At 67.4% G+C, this 16004-nt stretch carries 14 protein-coding genes and 1 pseudogene; 5 read left to right on the top strand and 10 right to left on the bottom strand.

Annotated features, from left to right (window positions below; genetic code table 11):
- Positions 1 to 2 precede the first annotated feature (2 nt).
- Together ACAM51_RS22495 and ACAM51_RS22490 are read left to right on the top strand one after the other, a co-directional pair.
- Positions 3 to 764 carry an ABC transporter permease gene (locus ACAM51_RS22495; RefSeq protein WP_218294445.1) on the top strand — a complete coding sequence of 254 codons (762 nt, stop codon included), beginning with the start codon at positions 3 to 5 and terminating at the stop codon, positions 762 to 764.
- A 110-nt stretch (positions 765 to 874) separates the two neighbouring features.
- A pseudogene (locus tag ACAM51_RS22490) lies at positions 875 to 1101 on the top strand (lytic murein transglycosylase); the annotation flags it as partial.
- On the opposite strand, the gene ACAM51_RS22485 reads toward ACAM51_RS22490, so the two are convergent.
- The 9 genes from ACAM51_RS22485 to ACAM51_RS22445 form a co-directional block, all read right to left on the bottom strand.
- Positions 1041 to 2129 (bottom strand): LLM class flavin-dependent oxidoreductase, encoded by a 1089-nt coding sequence (locus ACAM51_RS22485; protein WP_218340654.1) that lies wholly within the window; start codon positions 2127 to 2129, stop codon positions 1041 to 1043. The pseudogene ACAM51_RS22490 and the gene ACAM51_RS22485 overlap by 61 nt on opposite strands.
- A 153-nt stretch (positions 2130 to 2282) precedes the next feature.
- Entirely contained in the window at positions 2283 to 3227 is a 945-nt protein-coding gene (locus ACAM51_RS22480; protein ID WP_369643870.1) for an ABC transporter substrate-binding protein, read from the bottom strand.
- A gap of 30 nt (positions 3228 to 3257) precedes the next feature.
- Positions 3258 to 4193, bottom strand: coding sequence for an ABC transporter substrate-binding protein (locus tag ACAM51_RS22475; RefSeq protein WP_369641910.1), 936 nt, complete (start codon positions 4191 to 4193; stop codon positions 3258 to 3260).
- 164 nt (positions 4194 to 4357) lie between these two features.
- Positions 4358 to 6244, bottom strand: a complete 1887-nt coding sequence (locus tag ACAM51_RS22470; RefSeq protein WP_369641909.1) for an amino acid ABC transporter permease/ATP-binding protein — start codon at positions 6242 to 6244, stop codon at positions 4358 to 4360.
- A 75-nt stretch (positions 6245 to 6319) separates the two neighbouring features.
- Entirely contained in the window at positions 6320 to 6907 is a 588-nt protein-coding gene (locus ACAM51_RS22465; protein WP_369641908.1) for a GNAT family N-acetyltransferase, read from the bottom strand.
- Positions 6908 to 6934: 27 nt separating this feature from the next.
- Positions 6935 to 8140 (bottom strand): M20 aminoacylase family protein, encoded by a 1206-nt coding sequence (locus tag ACAM51_RS22460; protein WP_369641907.1) that lies wholly within the window; start codon positions 8138 to 8140, stop codon positions 6935 to 6937.
- Positions 8140 to 9498, bottom strand: a complete 1359-nt coding sequence (locus ACAM51_RS22455) for an LLM class flavin-dependent oxidoreductase (RefSeq protein ID WP_369641906.1) — start codon at positions 9496 to 9498, stop codon at positions 8140 to 8142. Before ACAM51_RS22455 ends, ACAM51_RS22460 begins: the two co-directional genes overlap by 1 nt.
- 40 nt (positions 9499 to 9538) lie before the next feature.
- Entirely contained in the window at positions 9539 to 10540 is a 1002-nt protein-coding gene (locus ACAM51_RS22450; RefSeq protein WP_369641905.1) for an LLM class flavin-dependent oxidoreductase, read from the bottom strand.
- A gap of 131 nt (positions 10541 to 10671) precedes the next feature.
- Positions 10672 to 12024 carry a branched-chain amino acid ABC transporter substrate-binding protein gene (locus ACAM51_RS22445; RefSeq protein ID WP_369641904.1) on the bottom strand — a complete coding sequence of 451 codons (1353 nt, stop codon included), beginning with the start codon at positions 12022 to 12024 and terminating at the stop codon, positions 10672 to 10674.
- Positions 12025 to 12116: 92 nt separating this feature from the next.
- On the opposite strand from ACAM51_RS22445, the gene ACAM51_RS22440 reads away from it, so the two are divergent.
- On the top strand, positions 12117 to 12506 hold the full coding sequence (locus ACAM51_RS22440; protein ID WP_218293895.1) for an Hsp20/alpha crystallin family protein: 390 nt from the start codon (positions 12117 to 12119) through the stop codon (positions 12504 to 12506).
- Between the two features lie 169 nt (positions 12507 to 12675).
- Here the strand turns inward: ACAM51_RS22440 and ACAM51_RS22435 are convergent, their stop codons facing one another.
- Entirely contained in the window at positions 12676 to 13647 is a 972-nt protein-coding gene (locus tag ACAM51_RS22435; protein WP_369641903.1) for a helix-turn-helix domain-containing protein, read from the bottom strand.
- A 221-nt stretch (positions 13648 to 13868) separates the two neighbouring features.
- Between ACAM51_RS22435 and ACAM51_RS22430 the strand changes: the two genes are divergently transcribed.
- On the top strand, positions 13869 to 15086 hold the full coding sequence (locus ACAM51_RS22430) for an amino acid ABC transporter substrate-binding protein (RefSeq protein WP_369641902.1): 1218 nt from the start codon (positions 13869 to 13871) through the stop codon (positions 15084 to 15086).
- Positions 15087 to 15092: 6 nt separating this feature from the next.
- Positions 15093 to 15968: a branched-chain amino acid ABC transporter permease gene (locus tag ACAM51_RS22425; protein ID WP_218293892.1), complete on the top strand. Its 876-nt coding sequence runs from the start codon at positions 15093 to 15095 to the stop codon at positions 15966 to 15968.
- The last annotated feature ends 36 nt before the right edge of the window (positions 15969 to 16004 follow it).

Here is a 16004-nt window from a genome sequence, read left to right as displayed (position 1 = left end):
GCCTGAACCTGCATGGCGTGCGTGCCATCTATCGCTTCGAGATGAACCGTGCCTTTCGCACCTGGATGCAAAGCCTGATCGCACCGGTGCTGTCCACAGCGCTGTACTTCATCGTCTTTGGCTCGGCCATTGGCTCGCGCATGGGCGACATCGGCGGCGTGAGCTATGGGGCCTACATCATCCCCGGCCTGCTCATGCTGTCGCTGCTGTCCGAAAGCATTTCCAACTCGGCTTTTGGCATCTACATGCCCAAGTGGTCCGGCACCATCTACGAGCTGCTCAGCGCGCCGGTCAACTGGGTCGAGGTGCTGCTGGGCTATGTCGGCGCCGCAGCCACCAAGTCGCTGCTGGTATCGGTGCTCATCCTCACCACCGCCAGGGTGTTTGTGCCCTACGAAGTGGCGCATCCGGTGTGGATGGTGGGCTTTCTGGTGCTCACCGCCGTCACGTTCTGCCTGTTCGGATTCATCATCGGCCTCTGGGCTGACAGCTTTCAAAAGCTGCAGGTGATACCGCTACTGGTCATCACACCGCTGACGTTTCTCGGCGGTGCGTTCTACAGCATCAGCATGCTGCCGCCGTTCTGGCAGACCGTTTCGCTGTTCAACCCGGTGGTCTATCTCATCAGCGGGTTGCGCTGGGCGTTCTACGGCCAGGCCGATGTCCACATCGGCGTGAGCGCGGGCATGACGTTCGTGTTCATGGCCCTGTGCCTTGTCGTGGTGTGGTGGGTGTTCAAGACGGGACGGCGCATCCGGCGCTGAACGCACCGCAAGACGTGGGCTGGGCGGTGCTTCATAGAGTCAGCATTTTGAACTTGAAACAACCCGTTCGGTCTGAGCCTGCTGCAACTGGATCACCTCTTACCGCAAGACTCCTGCCCACCTTCAGCGCTGCCAGCATACAAGCAAAGGGCGGCGTGCTGGATGGCGCCGCCGCGCCCCTGGCCTCGTCGAACTACACAACGGCGGTGATACGCCGAGCTACGTGCCGGGCACCGAAAACCGCTACGCCATCACCCGCTACAACCGGTCGATCTGCTACGCCATGTCGGTGATCGAGCTGGGCAGCGACGTCGCGGCTGCGCGGTCCACGCAGTAGCCGTCGACAGTCGGGCCGGCCGCCGCTGGAACCCAGCCCAGCTCCGGCGCAATGTACTGCGCGGTGTCGCTCAGGATCTGCGCGTACTCGTGCACGTTGAAGTCATATGGCAGCTCCAGCCGCAGCTCCTGCACGCGCGGCACGATCGGGTCCTGGCGCAGGCTTTCCAGGATCTCATCGGACGTCCCCACCAGATCGCGCGCAAACAGCGTACGGCGCTCGCCCTGGGGTGCCATCGTGCGAACCTCGCGCAGCGCCGCCCAGGCTCGGTAGCGCGCCCGGCTCGCAGCATCTGCGCTGTCCAGCGGCACGACGACCCGGCCCAGCGCCACACGCGGGGCGTGGGGAGCCGACCAGTGGGCATGAAACAGTTCGAGCTGACTGCGCTGCGCCGCGAAGAAATCGTCTGTCTGCTCACCACGGTTGAGATTGCCGATCAGCAGGTGGTAGCCCTGGGCACCCGCCCACTGCGCAGACTTCAGCGACCCGCCGCCGTACCACAGTCTCTCCACGAGCCCCGCCGCATGCGGCTGCACCCGCGGGCGCTGGCGTCCTGCGGGCGACTCCACGAAAAAGTCGTCGTCGCCGAAATAATCACCGCGCAGGTTGCTGCGCAGCCGCTCCACCCGCGCGTGCGAAAAATCGATGGCCTGCGCATCGCCGTCGAACAAACGCCCGCCCAGCAGCGGCCCGTAGGGTGGCGCCCCCGCACTCAGCCCCACCTGCAGGCGCCCGCGCGACAGCACGTCCACCGTCGCCAGGTCCTCGGCCAGCCGGAAAGGGTTCTCATACCCCATCTGGATCACCGCCGTGCCCAGCGCGATGCGCCCCGTGCGCTGCGTGGCGGCGGCCAGCAGCGTGGCCGCGGACGACACCGCCCGCTCCAGATGCCGCTGGCGCACCCACGCGCCCTGGTAGCCCAGCGCTTCCCCCAGCTCGAACAGCCGCAAGGTGTCTTCCAAACCCTGCAGCGGGCTGTCCTCGGCATAGTTGCCCGGCGTCAGAAATGCGAGATGAGAAATAGCCATGGATGAAAAAGAAAAAGGATCAACAGACGCCGATCAGACCGACAGACGCCCGCAACCGGCGCGCCCCCACGCCAGCGCACCCGTGGATCTGGCTCCGCCAGTCCACCGGGTGCGTCCCCCTGAGGGGGAAGTCGCGCAGCGGCTCAGAGGGCTTCAGAACTTGGGCAAGCCCGGGGGATTGGTTTCCGATTTGGGCAACGCTTCCTCCAGCAGACTCCAGCGCTGCAGCGCCTGCGTGTACTTGCCGTTCTTGATGAGCCCATTGGTGGCCAGCGTCAGCGCATCGGCCAGGCCCGAGCCCTTGCGCGTGGTGATGGCCACGTCGGACTTGAGCGGCCAGCCCGCGTTCACCGTGCCCACGAGCTTGATCTTGCCGTCCTTGGCCGCGTGGTAGGCCTGCGGCGCGTTGGGGTTGAAGTTGGCGTCGGCCCGGCCCGACACCACGCCCAGCAGCCGCGCGGCGTCGTCGTCGAAGTACACGGGCTCCACGGGCTTGAGGCCTGCGGCGACGTTTTGCTTGTTCCACTCCAGCAGGATGCGCTCCTGGTTGGTGCCCGATCCGGTGATGACCTTCAGCCCCGCAATGTCCTTGGGCTCCTTGATGGACGTGATCTTGCTGTCGGCGCGCACATAGAAGCCGTGCAGGCCCAGGCGGTAGGTGGAGAAGTCGTACTTCTCCTTGCGCTGCTCCGTCACGCCCACGTTGGAGATCACCGCGTCGTACTTGCCCGAGGTGAGCCCGAGCGGCCAGTCGGCCCAGGCAATCGGCAGCAGTTCGAGCTTGAGCCCCAGTGCGTCGGCAATCAGCTGTGCATAGTCCGGATCGAACCCCACCACGGTCTTGGCGTCGCTGGCATAGGTGGCGATGGGCGGCGCAAACGGCGCGATCGCCACGGTAAAGACGCCCTCCTTCACGAACTTGAAATTCTTCGGAATGGACTGGACGGCCGCTGCGTCTTTCTCGGCGCGGATGCGGCCCTTTTGCCCGGGGCTGAAGTCAAACGCGGTGGCCGCACCGGCCACGGTCCACGCGCAGGCCAGCGCGCACGCCGAGGCCAGGGCTACCAGGCTGCGGCGCGACAGGGAATGGAGAGTCAGAATCATGGATGGTCCTTGAAGGCTGCAGGCTTACTTCTTGGGCAAGCCAGGAGGGTTGGTGCGCGAGACCTGGATGGCCTCGGACTGCAGGTTCCAGCGCTCGAGCGCCTTGGCGTAGTTGCCGTTCTTGATCTGCGCATTCAGTGCCGTGGTGATCGCGTCGGCAATGCCCGAACCCTTGCGCGAGGTCACGGCAATCTCGGCCGCCTGCGGCCAGCCGCCCGAGAAGGTGCCTACCAGTTTCGTCTTGCCATCGCGCGCGTTGTGCGCGGCGATGCCGTTGGGGGCCAGGTACGCGTCGGCGCGGCCCGAGGCCAGCGCCAGGTACAGCACCACATCGTCGTCGTAGTACTGGATGTCCACCGGCTTAAGGCCTGCGGCGATGTTCTGCTGGTTCCAGCGCAGCAGGATCTGCTCCTGGTTGGTGCTCGCGCCGACCACGACCTTCAGGCCCGCTACATCCTTCGGCTCTTTGATGGACGTGATCTTGCTGTCGGCCTTGACATACACGCCCAGCTGGTCGTTGCGGTAGGTCGAGAAGTCGAACTTCTCCTTGCGCTCCTCGGTCACGGTGACGTTGGAGATCACCACGTCGAACTTGCCGGATTGCAGGCCCAGCGGCCAGTCGGCCCAGGCCACGGACACCAGCTCCAGCTTGCGCCCCAGGCTGTCGGCCACCAGCTGCGCGATGTCCGGCGCGTTGCCCACGGGCGTCTTGTTGTCGGTGGCATAGGCGCCAAACGGCAGCCGGCCCGTGGTGGTGCCCACGGTGAGGACGCCGTCCTTGGCGAACTTGAAATCCTTGGCGACGAGCTTGATCGCCTCGTCCACCTTCTGCGAGCGGGGGCGCGTGGGCTGCTCGGGACTCAGGTCGATGGCCTGCGCAGTCGCGTGGATGGGCGCCAGTGCGGCGATGGACGCAGCGGCCAGTGCCAGGGCTGCGAGGGTTCGGTTCACAAGGGTCATGGATCGGCTCCGGGGATGAAATGGATGGGTCAGGAAAACAGGCAAAGGGAAAAACAAAAAATCGGCAGATCACAGCGGCGCCCATGCCGCAGCCCGGCCTGGGCTAAAGGCCGGCTGACCCAGAAAGGCCGCTGCGGGTGGGGGAATGTGAGGCGGGTGGCGGCTCAGAGCACCTTGGCCAGGAACTCCGCCGTGCGGGGGTGGTCGGGCTGGCTGAACACCTTGGCGGGCGTGCCGGTTTCCAGCACGCGGCCCTGCTCCATGAAGACGACCGTGTCGGCCACCTCGCGGGCAAAGCCGATCTCGTGCGTCACGATGATGAGCGTGGTGCCGGTGCGCGCCAGCTCCTTGATCACATCGAGCACCTCGCCCACCAGCTCCGGGTCCAGCGCAGACGTGGGCTCGTCGAACAGCAGCACCTTGGGCTTGAGCGCCAGGGCGCGCGCGATCGCCACGCGCTGCTGCTGCCCGCCGGAAAGCTGCCGCGGGTAGCTGTGCGCCTTGTCGGACAGGCCCACGCGCGCCAGCAGCTCCAGCCCCAGCGCTTCGGCCTCTGCACGGGGCAGCCTGCGCACGGTGACCGGTGCTTCGACGATGTTCTCCAGCACCGTGAGGTGCGGGAACAGGTTGAAGTTCTGGAACACCATGCCCACGTCCACCCGGCGTTGGAGGATGTCCTTCTCGCCCAGCTCGTACAGGGTGTCCGCTTCCTGGCGGTAGCCGATCAGCTCGCCATCGATGGCAATGAAACCATCGTCCACGCGCTCCAGGTGGTTGATGGTGCGCAGCAAGGTCGACTTGCCCGAGCCGGACTGCCCCAGGATCACCGTGACGCTGCCGGGTGGCACCGTCAGCGTCACGTCCTTCAGCACTCGCAGGGCGCCGTAGCTCTTGGACACGCCGTGGATGGTGACTTCACCACCGCGGTTGCGCTCGCCCGTCCAGCGCGGCACGGTGGCGACGGCGGGCGTGGGCGCTGCTGCCGGTGCGGTCACCGCTGTATCACCTTGAACGGCCGCGCGCCGCGCAGGCCGCAGGCGCTGCGCAATGCCGCCGAAGATCGACGGCGGCAGGCTGCGCAGCGCGCCCTTGGAAAAATGCCGCTCGATGTAGTACTGCAGCAGCGACAGCACCGTGAGGATCACGAGGTACCACACGGTCGCCACCATCAGCAGCGGGATCACCTCCAGGTTGCGGCGGTAGATGATCTGGATGGTGTAGAACAGCTCGGGCAGGGCCAGGATGTACACGTTGGACGTGCCCTTGGCCAGCCCGATGATGTCGTTGAAGCCCGCCGGCAATATGGACCGCATGGCCTGCGGCAGCACGATGCGGAACGCCTGGCGGCGGCGCGGCAGGCCCAGGGCGGCCGCCGCTTCCAGCTGCCCCTGGTCCACCGACAGGATGCCGCCGCGCACGATCTCCGACGCGAAGGCTGCCTGGTTCAGCGTGAGGCCGATCAGCGCCGCCACGAACGGGCTGATGAGCTGCGTGGTGGGGTACGAGAAGAACGTCCAGCCGGTGAACGGCACGCCCAGGCTCACGGTCTCGTACAGGTAGCCCAGGTTGTTGATGATGAGCAGCAGCACGATGACCGGGATGGACCGGAAGATCCAGATGAAGGTCCACGACAGCCCCGCCAGCAGCGGCGAGCGCGACACCCGGGCCAGCGCCAGCGCCGTGCCCAGCGTGAAGCCGAACAGCGCCCCCAGCGCGGTGAGCAGCAGCGTGCGGCCCAAGCCCACCAGCACGGGCTCCGAGAAGAAATACTCGCCGAAGATGCTCCAGCCCCAGCGCGGGTTTGTGAAGACCGAATACAGCACCAGCGCGATGACCACGGCGGCAAACACCGTGCCGGCCGCCCGTGCCCGGTAGCGCGCGGGCACGACTTTGTAGTGTGAATAGTCGCCCTTCACCGGGGAAGGGGCCAGGGAAGGCGAGGGTGTGAGGGCAGGCGCGCCGGGCGCATGGCTGTGGACACCAGGGGGCGCGGCATGGCCGGGGCCCAGCGGCAGAACGGCTGCGGCGTCCAGGGTGGTGGAGGTGGACATGGTGATGAGGTCTCGCAGGCTGTCGGGGTTCGTGGAAAAGAGCGAGGCAGGCGGGGCCGGTGTGCTTGGCGGCTTTCAGGCCGCTTGCGCCACGACCGCGGCGTGCCCCACGCCCAGGGCGTGCGGTGTGGCGGGCGCCGTCGTCAACGTGGCGGGGGACTCCAGGCCGTCCACTGCGCGCAGAGTCTTCTCGAACGGCAGATGGCGGTACGTCTCGTGCGGCAGCGTGGTGTCGAACAGCGCCGTGTACCCGTGGCCCAGATACAGCCCGACGGCCTCGGGCTGGCGAAAGCCGGTGGTGAGGTACAGCCGCGCATAGCCCTGGCGCAGCGCCTGCGCTTCGAGCTCCCGCAGCACCTTGGCGGCGAGGCCCTGGCGGCGGTGGGCCGAGTGCGTCCACACGCGCTTGAGCTCCGCCGTGTGCGCATCGCTGTGACGCTTGAAGGCGCCGCCGCCAATGGCCTGCCCGCCGCGCAGCAGCAGTACAAAGCTGCCACCGTGCTCCGGCGTGAACAGTTCGGGCGGGTACTTCTCCATCTCGCGCTGCCCGCCTTCGCGGTCATAGAACTCGCCGTAGCGCGACTCGTACTCGTGCGACAGCTCGTCGATGAGCGGGCGGGCCAGGGGATCGGCAGGCGAGGTGTAGATGAAGCGGTCACTCATGGGGAGGGCTTTCTCGTGAAAGGGGTCTCAGGCCAGAAAGCGCTCGGCCAGCCGCACCCAGTACGTGGCCGAGGGCGCCAGGATGGCGTCGTTGAAGTCGTAGTACGGGCTGTGCAGCGATGCCCCATCGCCATTGCCCACGAACACGTAGCTGCCAGGGCGCTTGAGCAGCATGAAGGCGAAGTCCTCGCTGGCCGTGCGCGGGCGAAAGCCTGCGTCCACACGGGCTGCGCCAAAGGTGTCCAGCGCCACGCTGCGTGCCAGCTCCGTCTCGGCTTCATGGTTGAGCACGGCCGGGTAGCCGGGCCGGTACAACACATCGGCCGTGGCGCCAAAGCTCTCGGCCTGCGCGCGGGCGATGGCCGGAATGCGCTCCTTGAGCACCTCGCGCACCTCGGGCTTGAAGGCGCGGGCCGTGAGCTTGAGCTCCACGCTCTCGGGCACCACGTTGGGTGCGTTGCCTCCGTGGATCGAGCCCACCGTGACCACGCCCATGTCGAGTGGATCGACGTTGCGCGAGACCACCGTCTGCAGCGCGGTGATGATGTGCGCGCTGGCCACCACCGGGTCCACCGTCTCATGCGGCGCGGCGCCGTGGCCGCCCTTGCCGCGCACGGTGATGGTGATCTGGTCCACCGAGGCCATGGCAGGCCCCGTCACGCAGCCGAAGTGCCCCGCGCCCACGCAGGGCCAGTTGTGCAGGCCAAACACTGCGTCGCACGGAAAGCGCTCGAACAGACCCTCGCCGATCATGCGGTGGGCGCCGCCGCCGTTCTCCTCGGCGGGCTGGAAGATGAGGTTCAGTGTGCCGTCGAAGCGGCCCGACTCGGCCAGGAAACGCGCGGCCGCGAGCAGCACCGTGGTGTGCCCGTCGTGCCCGCAGGCGTGCATCACACCGGCGTTCTGGCTGGCATAGGGGAGGCCCGTGGCCTCGGTGATGGGCAGTGCATCCATGTCGGCACGGATGCCCAGGGTCTTAGTGCCCTGCCCCTTGCGCAGCGTGCCTACCAGGCCGGTGCCCGCGATGCCGGTGGTTACCTCGTAGCCCCAGGACGCGAGGCGCTCAGCCACAATGGCCGAGGTGCGGTGCTCCTGGAACGACAGCTCGGGGTGCTGGTGCAGGTCCCGGCGCAATGCCTGGAACTCGTGGATGAAGGCGGCAATGCCCTCTTCCACACTTTTCACCCGCTGCACGTCGTGCGCGGAAGCTGCTGCCGGCAATGCTGCGCCCATCACGCCACCTTTTTCTCTGGCGCTGTGGCTGCGTCCGCATCGGCCTGCGCATACCGGCTGGCCTTGCGCGGCAGGCCCAGGTGGTCGCGCAGGGTCTGGCCCGGCAGCGTGCGCTGGTAGCGGCCGCGCGCCTCCAGCACGGGGATCACGTGGGTGATGAAATCGTCGAGCCCTTGCGACAGCACGGGGAAACCCAGGATGAAGCCATCGGCCGCGCCCTCGTCCACCCAGCGGATGATCTCGTCGGCCACGCGCTCGCCCGTGCCCACGAACTGCGAGCGCGGCGTGGCGGCCTCCAGCGCCACCTGGCGCAGGGTCAGGCCGCGCGCCTTGGCATCGGCCTTGATGCGGTCGGTGGTGGAGCGAAAGCTGTTGCGCCCGATCTCGCCCAGCTCCGGGAAGGGCGCGTCCAGCGGGTACTGGCTGAAGTCGTGGTGGTCGAAGTAGCGGCCCAGGTAGGCCAGCGCTTCATCGACCGTGAGCAGCTCGCGGATGGCCTGGTACTTGGCGTCCGCCTCTTCCTGCGTAGCGCCCACCACGGGGCCGATGCCGGGGAAGATCTTCACATCGTCGGCCTGGCGGCCATGCACCACGGCACTGGCCTTGACCTTGCGCAGAAAGCTGCGCGTCTCCTCCACCGACGGCGAGTGGGTGAACACCGCATCGGCGTACTTGCCGGCCAAGCCAATGCCCGCATCCGAAGAACCCGCCTGGAAGATCACCGGCTGCCCCTGCGGCGACCGGCCGATATTGAGCGGCCCCGCCACCTGGAAGAAGCGGCCCTTGTGGTTCAGCGTGTGCAGCTTGGCGGAGTCGAAGAACTGGCCCGTGGCGCGGTTGCGCACCACGGCGTCTTCGTCCCAGCTGTCCCACAGGCCTTGCGTCACCTGCAGGTATTCGTCGGCGATCTCGTAGCGCAGCGCATGGTCGGGGTGGTTGCGGCTGTAGTTGCTGGCCGTGCCCTCCAGCGGCGTGGTCACCACGTTCCAGCCAGCGCGCCCCTTGCTGATGAGGTCCAGCGACGCGAACTGCCGCGCCACCGTGAATGGCTCGCTGTACGAGGTGGAGATGGTGCCCGCCAACCCGATCTTCGACGTCGCCACGGCCAGCGCCGACAGGATGGAGATGGGCTCGAAGCGGTTCAGGAAGTGCGGGATGGACTTTTCGTTGATGAATAGCCCGTCGGCCACGAAGGCGAAGGCGATGCCATTGGCCTCGGCCTTCCGCGTGGTCTCGATGTAGAAGTCGAGGTTGACGCTTGCATCCGCGGGGCCTGCGGGGTGCTTCCACGAATTCATGTGGCCGCCTGCGCCATGCAGCATGACGCCGAAACGGATGGGGGATGGGGTGTTGCTCATGGTGTCTTTTCCAGGGAAAGTAATGGCCGCGCCCGGCAGCTCAGACCTCGGTGGTGGCGTAGGCACCGGCCAGCAGTTCGACCGACGCCAGCCGCTCGGCAAAGCCCGTGACGGGCGTGTCGACCACGAACTCCTCGATGCCGTAGCGCTCGCTGATAGCATCGAGTTGCTCGCGCACATGCTCGGGCGAGCCGGCGATCACGTGGGGCCGGGTTTCTTCGAGCCGGTAGTCCGCCACGCCGGCCTGGCGTGCAAACTCCGCGGCGGCCTGCGCGCTGGGCAGGTTCACGCTCTGCCCGGTGGACAAATGCAGCTTGAACACGCGCAATGCGCCCACCAGGCTGTCGGCCTGCGCCTGGGTAGGGGCCACGAGCGCATAGAGCGCCAGCGAGGGGGCGCGGCCAGCGGCTTCGCGGTACACGCGCACCGTGCGCTCGATGTTGACGGGGTCGCCATTGAAATGGCCCGCGTACGTGAAGTGCCAGCCATGCCGTGCCGCCAGCGCCGCGCTGTCGGGGCTGCCGCCCAGCAGGTGGCGCTCGGGCAGGCTGGGCGGTGCGGGGTAGGCCACGGCGCCCGCCAGCGCGTGGTCCGGGTCCAGCGTGCCGTGCAGGAAGGCGTCCAGCTCCGCAAAGCGCGCGCCGAAGTCCGCAGGCCGGGATTTATCGTGCAGCGCCTGCAGCGCCCGGGTGGACAGCGGCAGGCCGCCGGGCGCCTTGCCCACGCCCAGGTCCACGCGACCCGGTGCCAGCGATGCGAGCACCTTGAACGCCTCGGCCACCTTGAAGGGGCTGTAGTGCTGCAGCATCACGCCGCCCGAGCCGATGCGGATGCGCGAGGTGCGCGCCAGCAGGTGGGCCACCAGCACTTCGGGTGCCGAGCCGGCCAGGCCCGGGTTGCCATGGTGCTCCGCCACCCAGAAGCGGCGGTAGCCCAGTTGCTCGGCACGCTGGGCCAGCGCTACGGTGCGCTGCAGCGCCTCGGCCGCCGTGGCCCCGTCGGGGATGGGACTTTTGTCGAGCAGGGAGAGGGTGTAGGACACGGTGGAGGCAGCGATTCGCGCATGGGTGATCAATGCGACAAATTCTGTGGCCCGACGGCCTGCACCGGTTGCGCTAACTTTTCATATCGATATGCGGCGCGCGCTGCGCCGCATACCACCCACGCCGTGGATCAGGGCCGCTGCATTGTGCAGCTGTGCGGCTGCTGTGCCTTGGCGGCGGAGATCTGCCGCACCACGCGAAAGCCGTAGCCCGAGCCTTCCACGTCAAACTTCACGCCCGGTGCGCCCTTCTTGTCCATCACGCCCACCACCAGTGCCTGCTGGAACTGGTGGTCCGCCGCGCGCATGCTGCCGCCCTGGCCCGACAGCTGCACATTCGCGTTCTCCATCTGGCGCGCCACGGCCACGGCGTCGGTGCTGCCCGCGCGCTCGATGGACTGGGCCAGCGCCTCGACCATGAGCTGCATGCGCATGTGCACGTAGTCATCCTGCGGCTTGGGAAAGCGCGTGCGGAACGACTGGTAGAACGCCTCGCTCTGCGCGCCCGGCACGTTGGGCAGCCAGTCGGCCACGGCCACCACCTTGCCGATGCCCGCGTCGCCGATGGCGGCGGGCGCGCCTAGGGCGTTGCCGTAGAAGGTGTAGAAGCTGCCTTCGTAGCCCACCTCGCGCGCGGCCTTCACCAGCAGCGTGAGGTCGTTGCCCCAGTTGCCGGTGACCACGGCCTGCGCGCCGCTGGTCTTGATCTTTACCGCATAGGGCGCGAAGTCCTTCACGCGGCCGATGGGGTGCAGCTCGTCGCCCACCACGGCCACGTCGGGGCGCTGGGCGGCCAGCTGCTTTTTCGCCTCGCGCAGCACGGCCTGGCCGAAGCTGTAGTCCTGGCCGATGAGGTACACGCTCTTGATGCCCTTGTCTTCGCGCATCACTTCCATGAGCGCGGCCATGCGCATGTCGGCATGGGCGTCGAAGCGAAAGTGCCAGAAGCTGCACTTCTCGTTGGTGAGGATCGGGTCCACCGCCGAGTAGTTCAGGAAGATCACGCGCTTGTTCGGCTCGCGCTCGTTGTGCTTGTTGATGGCTTCGATCAGCACCGCCGCCGTGGCCGACGAATTGCCCTGCAGGATGACCTGCGCGCCGTCGTCGATGGCCGCGCGCAGTGCCGACAAGGCCTCCTCGTTCTGGCCCTTGCTGTCGTAGCGCTCCAGCGCCAGCGGGCGGGGGCCGCCGCTGCTGGCGGGCAGCTGCACGCCGCCGCGTGCGTTCACACGCTCCATGGCCCAGTAGACGTTGCGGTAGACCGCCTCGCCGGTGTTGGCGAACGCGCCCGAGAGGCTTTCGATGAGCGCCACCTTCACCGGTTTGGCCGGGGCCGGGGCCGCGGCCGTGGTGCCGGGCGCGGTCTGGGCATGGCTGGCGGAAAGGGGGGCCACAGCGCAGACCAGCGCCGCGGCCAGCGCCAAAACCGGTTGACGTAATGCCGCTGCGCCTGTTTTCAAGCCCACGGAGCGCAATTTATTCATGCCATTTTTCCCTTGAAAAGCAACCCGGCCGTACACAACTCCTTGGCATGCGGCGACCACGTCGAGAGCCGCGCAGTTTATAGGAGTTACCCATGATCTTCGCCCCCGTGATCCGCCGTGCCGCTTATGCCCAGTCCCCCCGTTCCGCCGACCTGGCGCTGCAGCGTTTCCTGATGGGCGCACTGGCCGCACCCGCAGCCCCGGCCTCTGCCGGCTGCGCCGTGACGCAGGACGAAAAGACCACCACCTTGCAGCTGGATGTACCGGGCCTGGCCCGCGAGCAGCTGTCCATCAGCATCGAAGGCAACCAGGTGCGCCTGCAAAGCGTGGAGGGCGCGCCCCGTCAGGTGCAGCGCGCCTGGGAGCTGGCCACTGATATCGACGTGGCCAACAGCTCCGCCAAGCTGGAAAACGGCGTGCTGACGCTGACGCTGGCCCGCCTGGAGCCCGTGAGCCGGGCCACATCGCTGAGCATTCAGTAAACGGCAGCGCCTGCACAGTTACCCGCCCGCCCGCACAGGGCGGGCCGCCTGTTGCCAGCACGAATGCTATTGATTCAGTAGCTGAAAGCGCCCCTGCCGCAAGCGGCAGGGGCGCTTTTTCTTATGAAGCGACCTGCCGACAGGCCTGCGCAGCGGCCGGAGAGCGCGCTCAGTGTGGCAATGCCGGAACCCGGGCCCGCGTGCGGTATTCGCTGGGGCTGCAGCCCACATGTGCGCGGAACACACGGCTGAAATGGGCGCTGTTGGAGAAACCCCAGGACAGCGCGATGTCAGTCACCGACCGCTGCGCCTGCGCGCTGCTGCGCAGGTCTTGCAGGCACGCCTCCAGCCGCCGGTGCTGGATCATGGTGGCCAGCGTGTTCTCCTCGTCCGCCACCGCGTTGTACAGGTGCCGCTTGCTGCAGTTGAGCGCCTGCGCAATACGGTCGATGGTGAGGTCCGGGTCTGCGAGGTGGCGGTCGATGTACTGGCCGATACGGTCCCGCAGGGCCTCGCGCTGCGACACGGCGCTGTGCTGGCCGTTGCGCTCCAGCAGCGACAGCTGCACCAGGTGCGTGATCACGTCGGCCACGCCGTCGGCAGCGGCGTCGGACATGCTGGGCAGCTCGGTGAACGCCGCGCGCATGGTGTCCCACGCCAGGCGCGACACGCCCGTGGTGCCTGAAAACCGCTGCACCATCAGGTCGTCGAGCTTGAGCTTGCGCTCGGGCAGTTGTTCCTTCGGGATCATCAGCACCATCTGGCGCACGGCCTCGGGGTTGCTCACGGCGTAGGCGCGCGTGGTGTCGTACACGCTCCACTCGCCGGGCGACAGCCACACCTGGCGGCCGTTCTGCTCGAAGCAGGCGCGCCCTTCGAGCTGCGCCACCACCTTGATGTAGGCCCGGTCGCTGCTGCGGATGAGGCTGGGGGTGCGCACCACGCGGTGGCGGCTCACGTCGAGCTGGCACAGGTTGACGTAGCCCGCCTGGCCCGACGTGATGTGGCCCGCGAAGGCCTCGTCGCCGAAGGCATCGGACTCCAGCCCGCCAATGAGGCGCCACACCGCATCGCCCCAGAGGTGCAGGCGGTCGCGCGGTGGCACGGTGTCGGTCGATACCTCGGTCAGAGGGTGGGCCATGGGTGTCTCCAGTCGTCATGCAGACGGTGCCGCCTGTCTCAGCGGGATTATCGGCCGCGCCGCTATTCCTGCGGCGGGCACGGAAATCCGGGTAAACCCCCTGCGCCGTGCACGCTGGGACAAGGCTTTTGTGCACGCTCAGCCCAGCGTACCGGGCGGCGTCTTCCTACGATCCGGGTACGGCCTGCACTGCGCGGGCCTCCCATCCGAGGAGACACACAATGACAACGCATTCACCATCCCAACCCTCCAAGCGCCAATGGATCAAGGGGGCCGCCGCCACCGTGGGCGCGCTGGCCGTGGCGCCGCAGCTGCTGGCCCAAGGCAGTGGCAGCGCCCCCGTGCGCATCGGCTACGCGATTGCCCGCACGGGCCCCTGGGCCGCAGGCGCCCAGGTCAGCCAGGAGCCCAACTACCTGCTGTGGGCCGACCAGGTGAACACCGCCGGCGGCCTGAGCATCAAGGGCGCCAAGCGCCCGATCGAGCTCATCGGCTACGACGACCGCAGCGAGACCGAGACCTGCGTGCGCACGTTTGAAAAGCTCATGGGCAGCGACAAGGTGGACCTGATCCTGCCGCCCTGGGGCTCGGGCGCCAACTTCGCCATCGCGCCGCTGGCCAACCGCTTCGGCTACCCGCTGCTGGCGCCCACGGCGCTGTCGCGCAAGCTGATCGACATGAACCTGCCCTACTTCTTCTCGCTGCTGCAGCAGCCCGACAAGATGATGGGCGCGCTGGTGGACATGCTGGTGGCCAACGGCGTGAAGTCGGTGGCCATCGTCTACATGGACGATCTGTTCGGCCTGGAGAACTTCGCGGCGCTGAACAGCGCGCTCAAGAAGACCAGCATCCAGGTGGTGGAGAGGAAGAGCTACCCGCTCGGCGTGAAGGACCTGGCGCCCGTGCTGCGCGGCATCAAGGACCAGAACCCCGACGCCTTCATCGGCATCACCTACCCGCCCGACACCATCCTGGCCAGCCGCCAGGCGCGCGAGGTGGGGCTGAACCCCAAGTTCTTCTACGCTTCGGTGGGCACCGCCTTCCAGCTGTACAAGAACGTGATGCAGGCCAACACCGAAGGCGTGATCGGCATGGGATCGTGGAGCGTGAAGACCAGCCCCGAGGCCAAGGCCTATTTCGACGCCCACGTGAAGAAGTTCAACAAGGAGCCCGACCGCTGGGCCAGCGGCCATGCCTGGGCGGGCCTGCAGATATTGCAGCAGGCCGTGGAGAAGGTGGGGCTGGACCGCAAGGCGCTGCGCGAGCACATCGCCAGGAACGAGTTCAAGACCATCCTGGGAGGCATCCGCTTTGCAGGCAGCGAGAACGCATCCATCCCCGGCACGGTGAGCCAGTGGCAGGGCAGCGACTTCGAGGTGGTGTGGCCCAAGGACCGCGCCACGGCGCAGCTGAACACCAACAAGCCTGCCTGGAAGTAAGACGGCATGTCCTTGACCTCCTGGGCCGAACTGGTCGCCAGCGGCCTCATTACCGGCGGCATCTACGCGCTGGTGGCCATGGGCCTGAACCTGCAGTACGGGCTGATGCGCATCATGAACATCTCGCATGGCGAGTTCCTGATGCTCGGCGCCTTCATCACCTGGTGGGCGCACACCGCCTGGGGCTGGTCGCCGCTGCTGCTGATGCCCATCGCCTTCATCGCGCTGTTCGTGCTGGGGGTGGCGGTGCATGCGCTGTGCTTCAAGCGCCTGGCGGCGCGCGCGCCGAACGTGGACGTGTTCGAGGCGCGCAGCCTGATGGTGGGCTTCGGCCTGATGTTCCTGGTGCAGAACACCGCCCTGCTGATCTGGGGTGGCGACCTGCGCGGCTACGAGTACCTGGCCGACCCGGTGCAGGTGGCGGGCATGCGCTTCACCGAGAACAAGCTGGTGCTGTTCGGCGTGGCGCTGGCGCTGTCGGCCGCGCTGATCGCGCTGCTCAAGCTCACCTTGCTGGGCAAGGCCGTGCGGGCGCTGATGCAGTCGCCCACGGGCGCGCAGCTCGTGGGCATCAACACCCGGCGCCTGCACCCGATGATGTTCGGCATTGGCCTGGGCCTGTCGGGCGTGGCCGGTGCGCTCTTGTCGATGACCTACGAGATCTCGCCGTCGATGGGCGAGCCCTACACCGTCACTGCGCTCATCGTCATCACGCTGGGCGGCTTCGGCAGCCTGGCGGGCAGCCTGGCCGGGGGCCTGCTGCTGGGTGTGGTCGAGGCGCTGGGCATGCACTTCAGCAGCCCCTCCCTCAAGATGCTGCTGAGCTATGCGGTGTTCATCGGCGTGCTGATCTGGCGCCCCAACGGACTGTTCAAGAAATGACACCCCCTGAGCCGCTTCGCGTCTTCCCCCTCTCCT

The organism is Acidovorax sp. A79, assembly GCF_041154505.1.
In the GTDB taxonomy this organism is placed as follows: Bacteria; Pseudomonadota; Gammaproteobacteria; order Burkholderiales; family Burkholderiaceae_C; genus Acidovorax.
Note: the sequence above shows the minus strand (reverse complement) of the source record. Positions and strands in the feature narration are given on the sequence as shown.

What these genes read in the sequence shown, in the direction of transcription:
- ACAM51_RS22475 (WP_369641910.1), bottom strand. Translation starts at nt 4,193, where the DNA reads ATGACCCTTGTGAACCGAACCCTCGCAGCCCTGGCACTGGCCGCTGCG.
- ACAM51_RS22470 (WP_369641909.1), bottom strand. Translation starts at nt 6,244, where the DNA reads ATGTCCACCTCCACCACCCTGGACGCCGCAGCCGTTCTGCCGCTGGGC.
- ACAM51_RS22485 (WP_218340654.1), bottom strand. Translation starts at nt 2,129, where the DNA reads ATGGCTATTTCTCATCTCGCATTTCTGACGCCGGGCAACTATGCCGAG.
- ACAM51_RS22425 (WP_218293892.1), top strand. Translation starts at nt 15,093, where the DNA reads ATGTCCTTGACCTCCTGGGCCGAACTGGTCGCCAGCGGCCTCATTACC.
- ACAM51_RS22435 (WP_369641903.1), bottom strand. Translation starts at nt 13,647, where the DNA reads ATGGCCCACCCTCTGACCGAGGTATCGACCGACACCGTGCCACCGCGC.
- ACAM51_RS22430 (WP_369641902.1), top strand. Translation starts at nt 13,869, where the DNA reads ATGACAACGCATTCACCATCCCAACCCTCCAAGCGCCAATGGATCAAG.
- ACAM51_RS22465 (WP_369641908.1), bottom strand. Translation starts at nt 6,907, where the DNA reads ATGAGTGACCGCTTCATCTACACCTCGCCTGCCGATCCCCTGGCCCGC.
- ACAM51_RS22460 (WP_369641907.1), bottom strand. Translation starts at nt 8,140, where the DNA reads ATGGGCGCAGCATTGCCGGCAGCAGCTTCCGCGCACGACGTGCAGCGG.
- ACAM51_RS22445 (WP_369641904.1), bottom strand. Translation starts at nt 12,024, where the DNA reads ATGAATAAATTGCGCTCCGTGGGCTTGAAAACAGGCGCAGCGGCATTA.
- ACAM51_RS22455 (WP_369641906.1), bottom strand. Translation starts at nt 9,498, where the DNA reads ATGAGCAACACCCCATCCCCCATCCGTTTCGGCGTCATGCTGCATGGC.
- ACAM51_RS22440 (WP_218293895.1), top strand. Translation starts at nt 12,117, where the DNA reads ATGATCTTCGCCCCCGTGATCCGCCGTGCCGCTTATGCCCAGTCCCCC.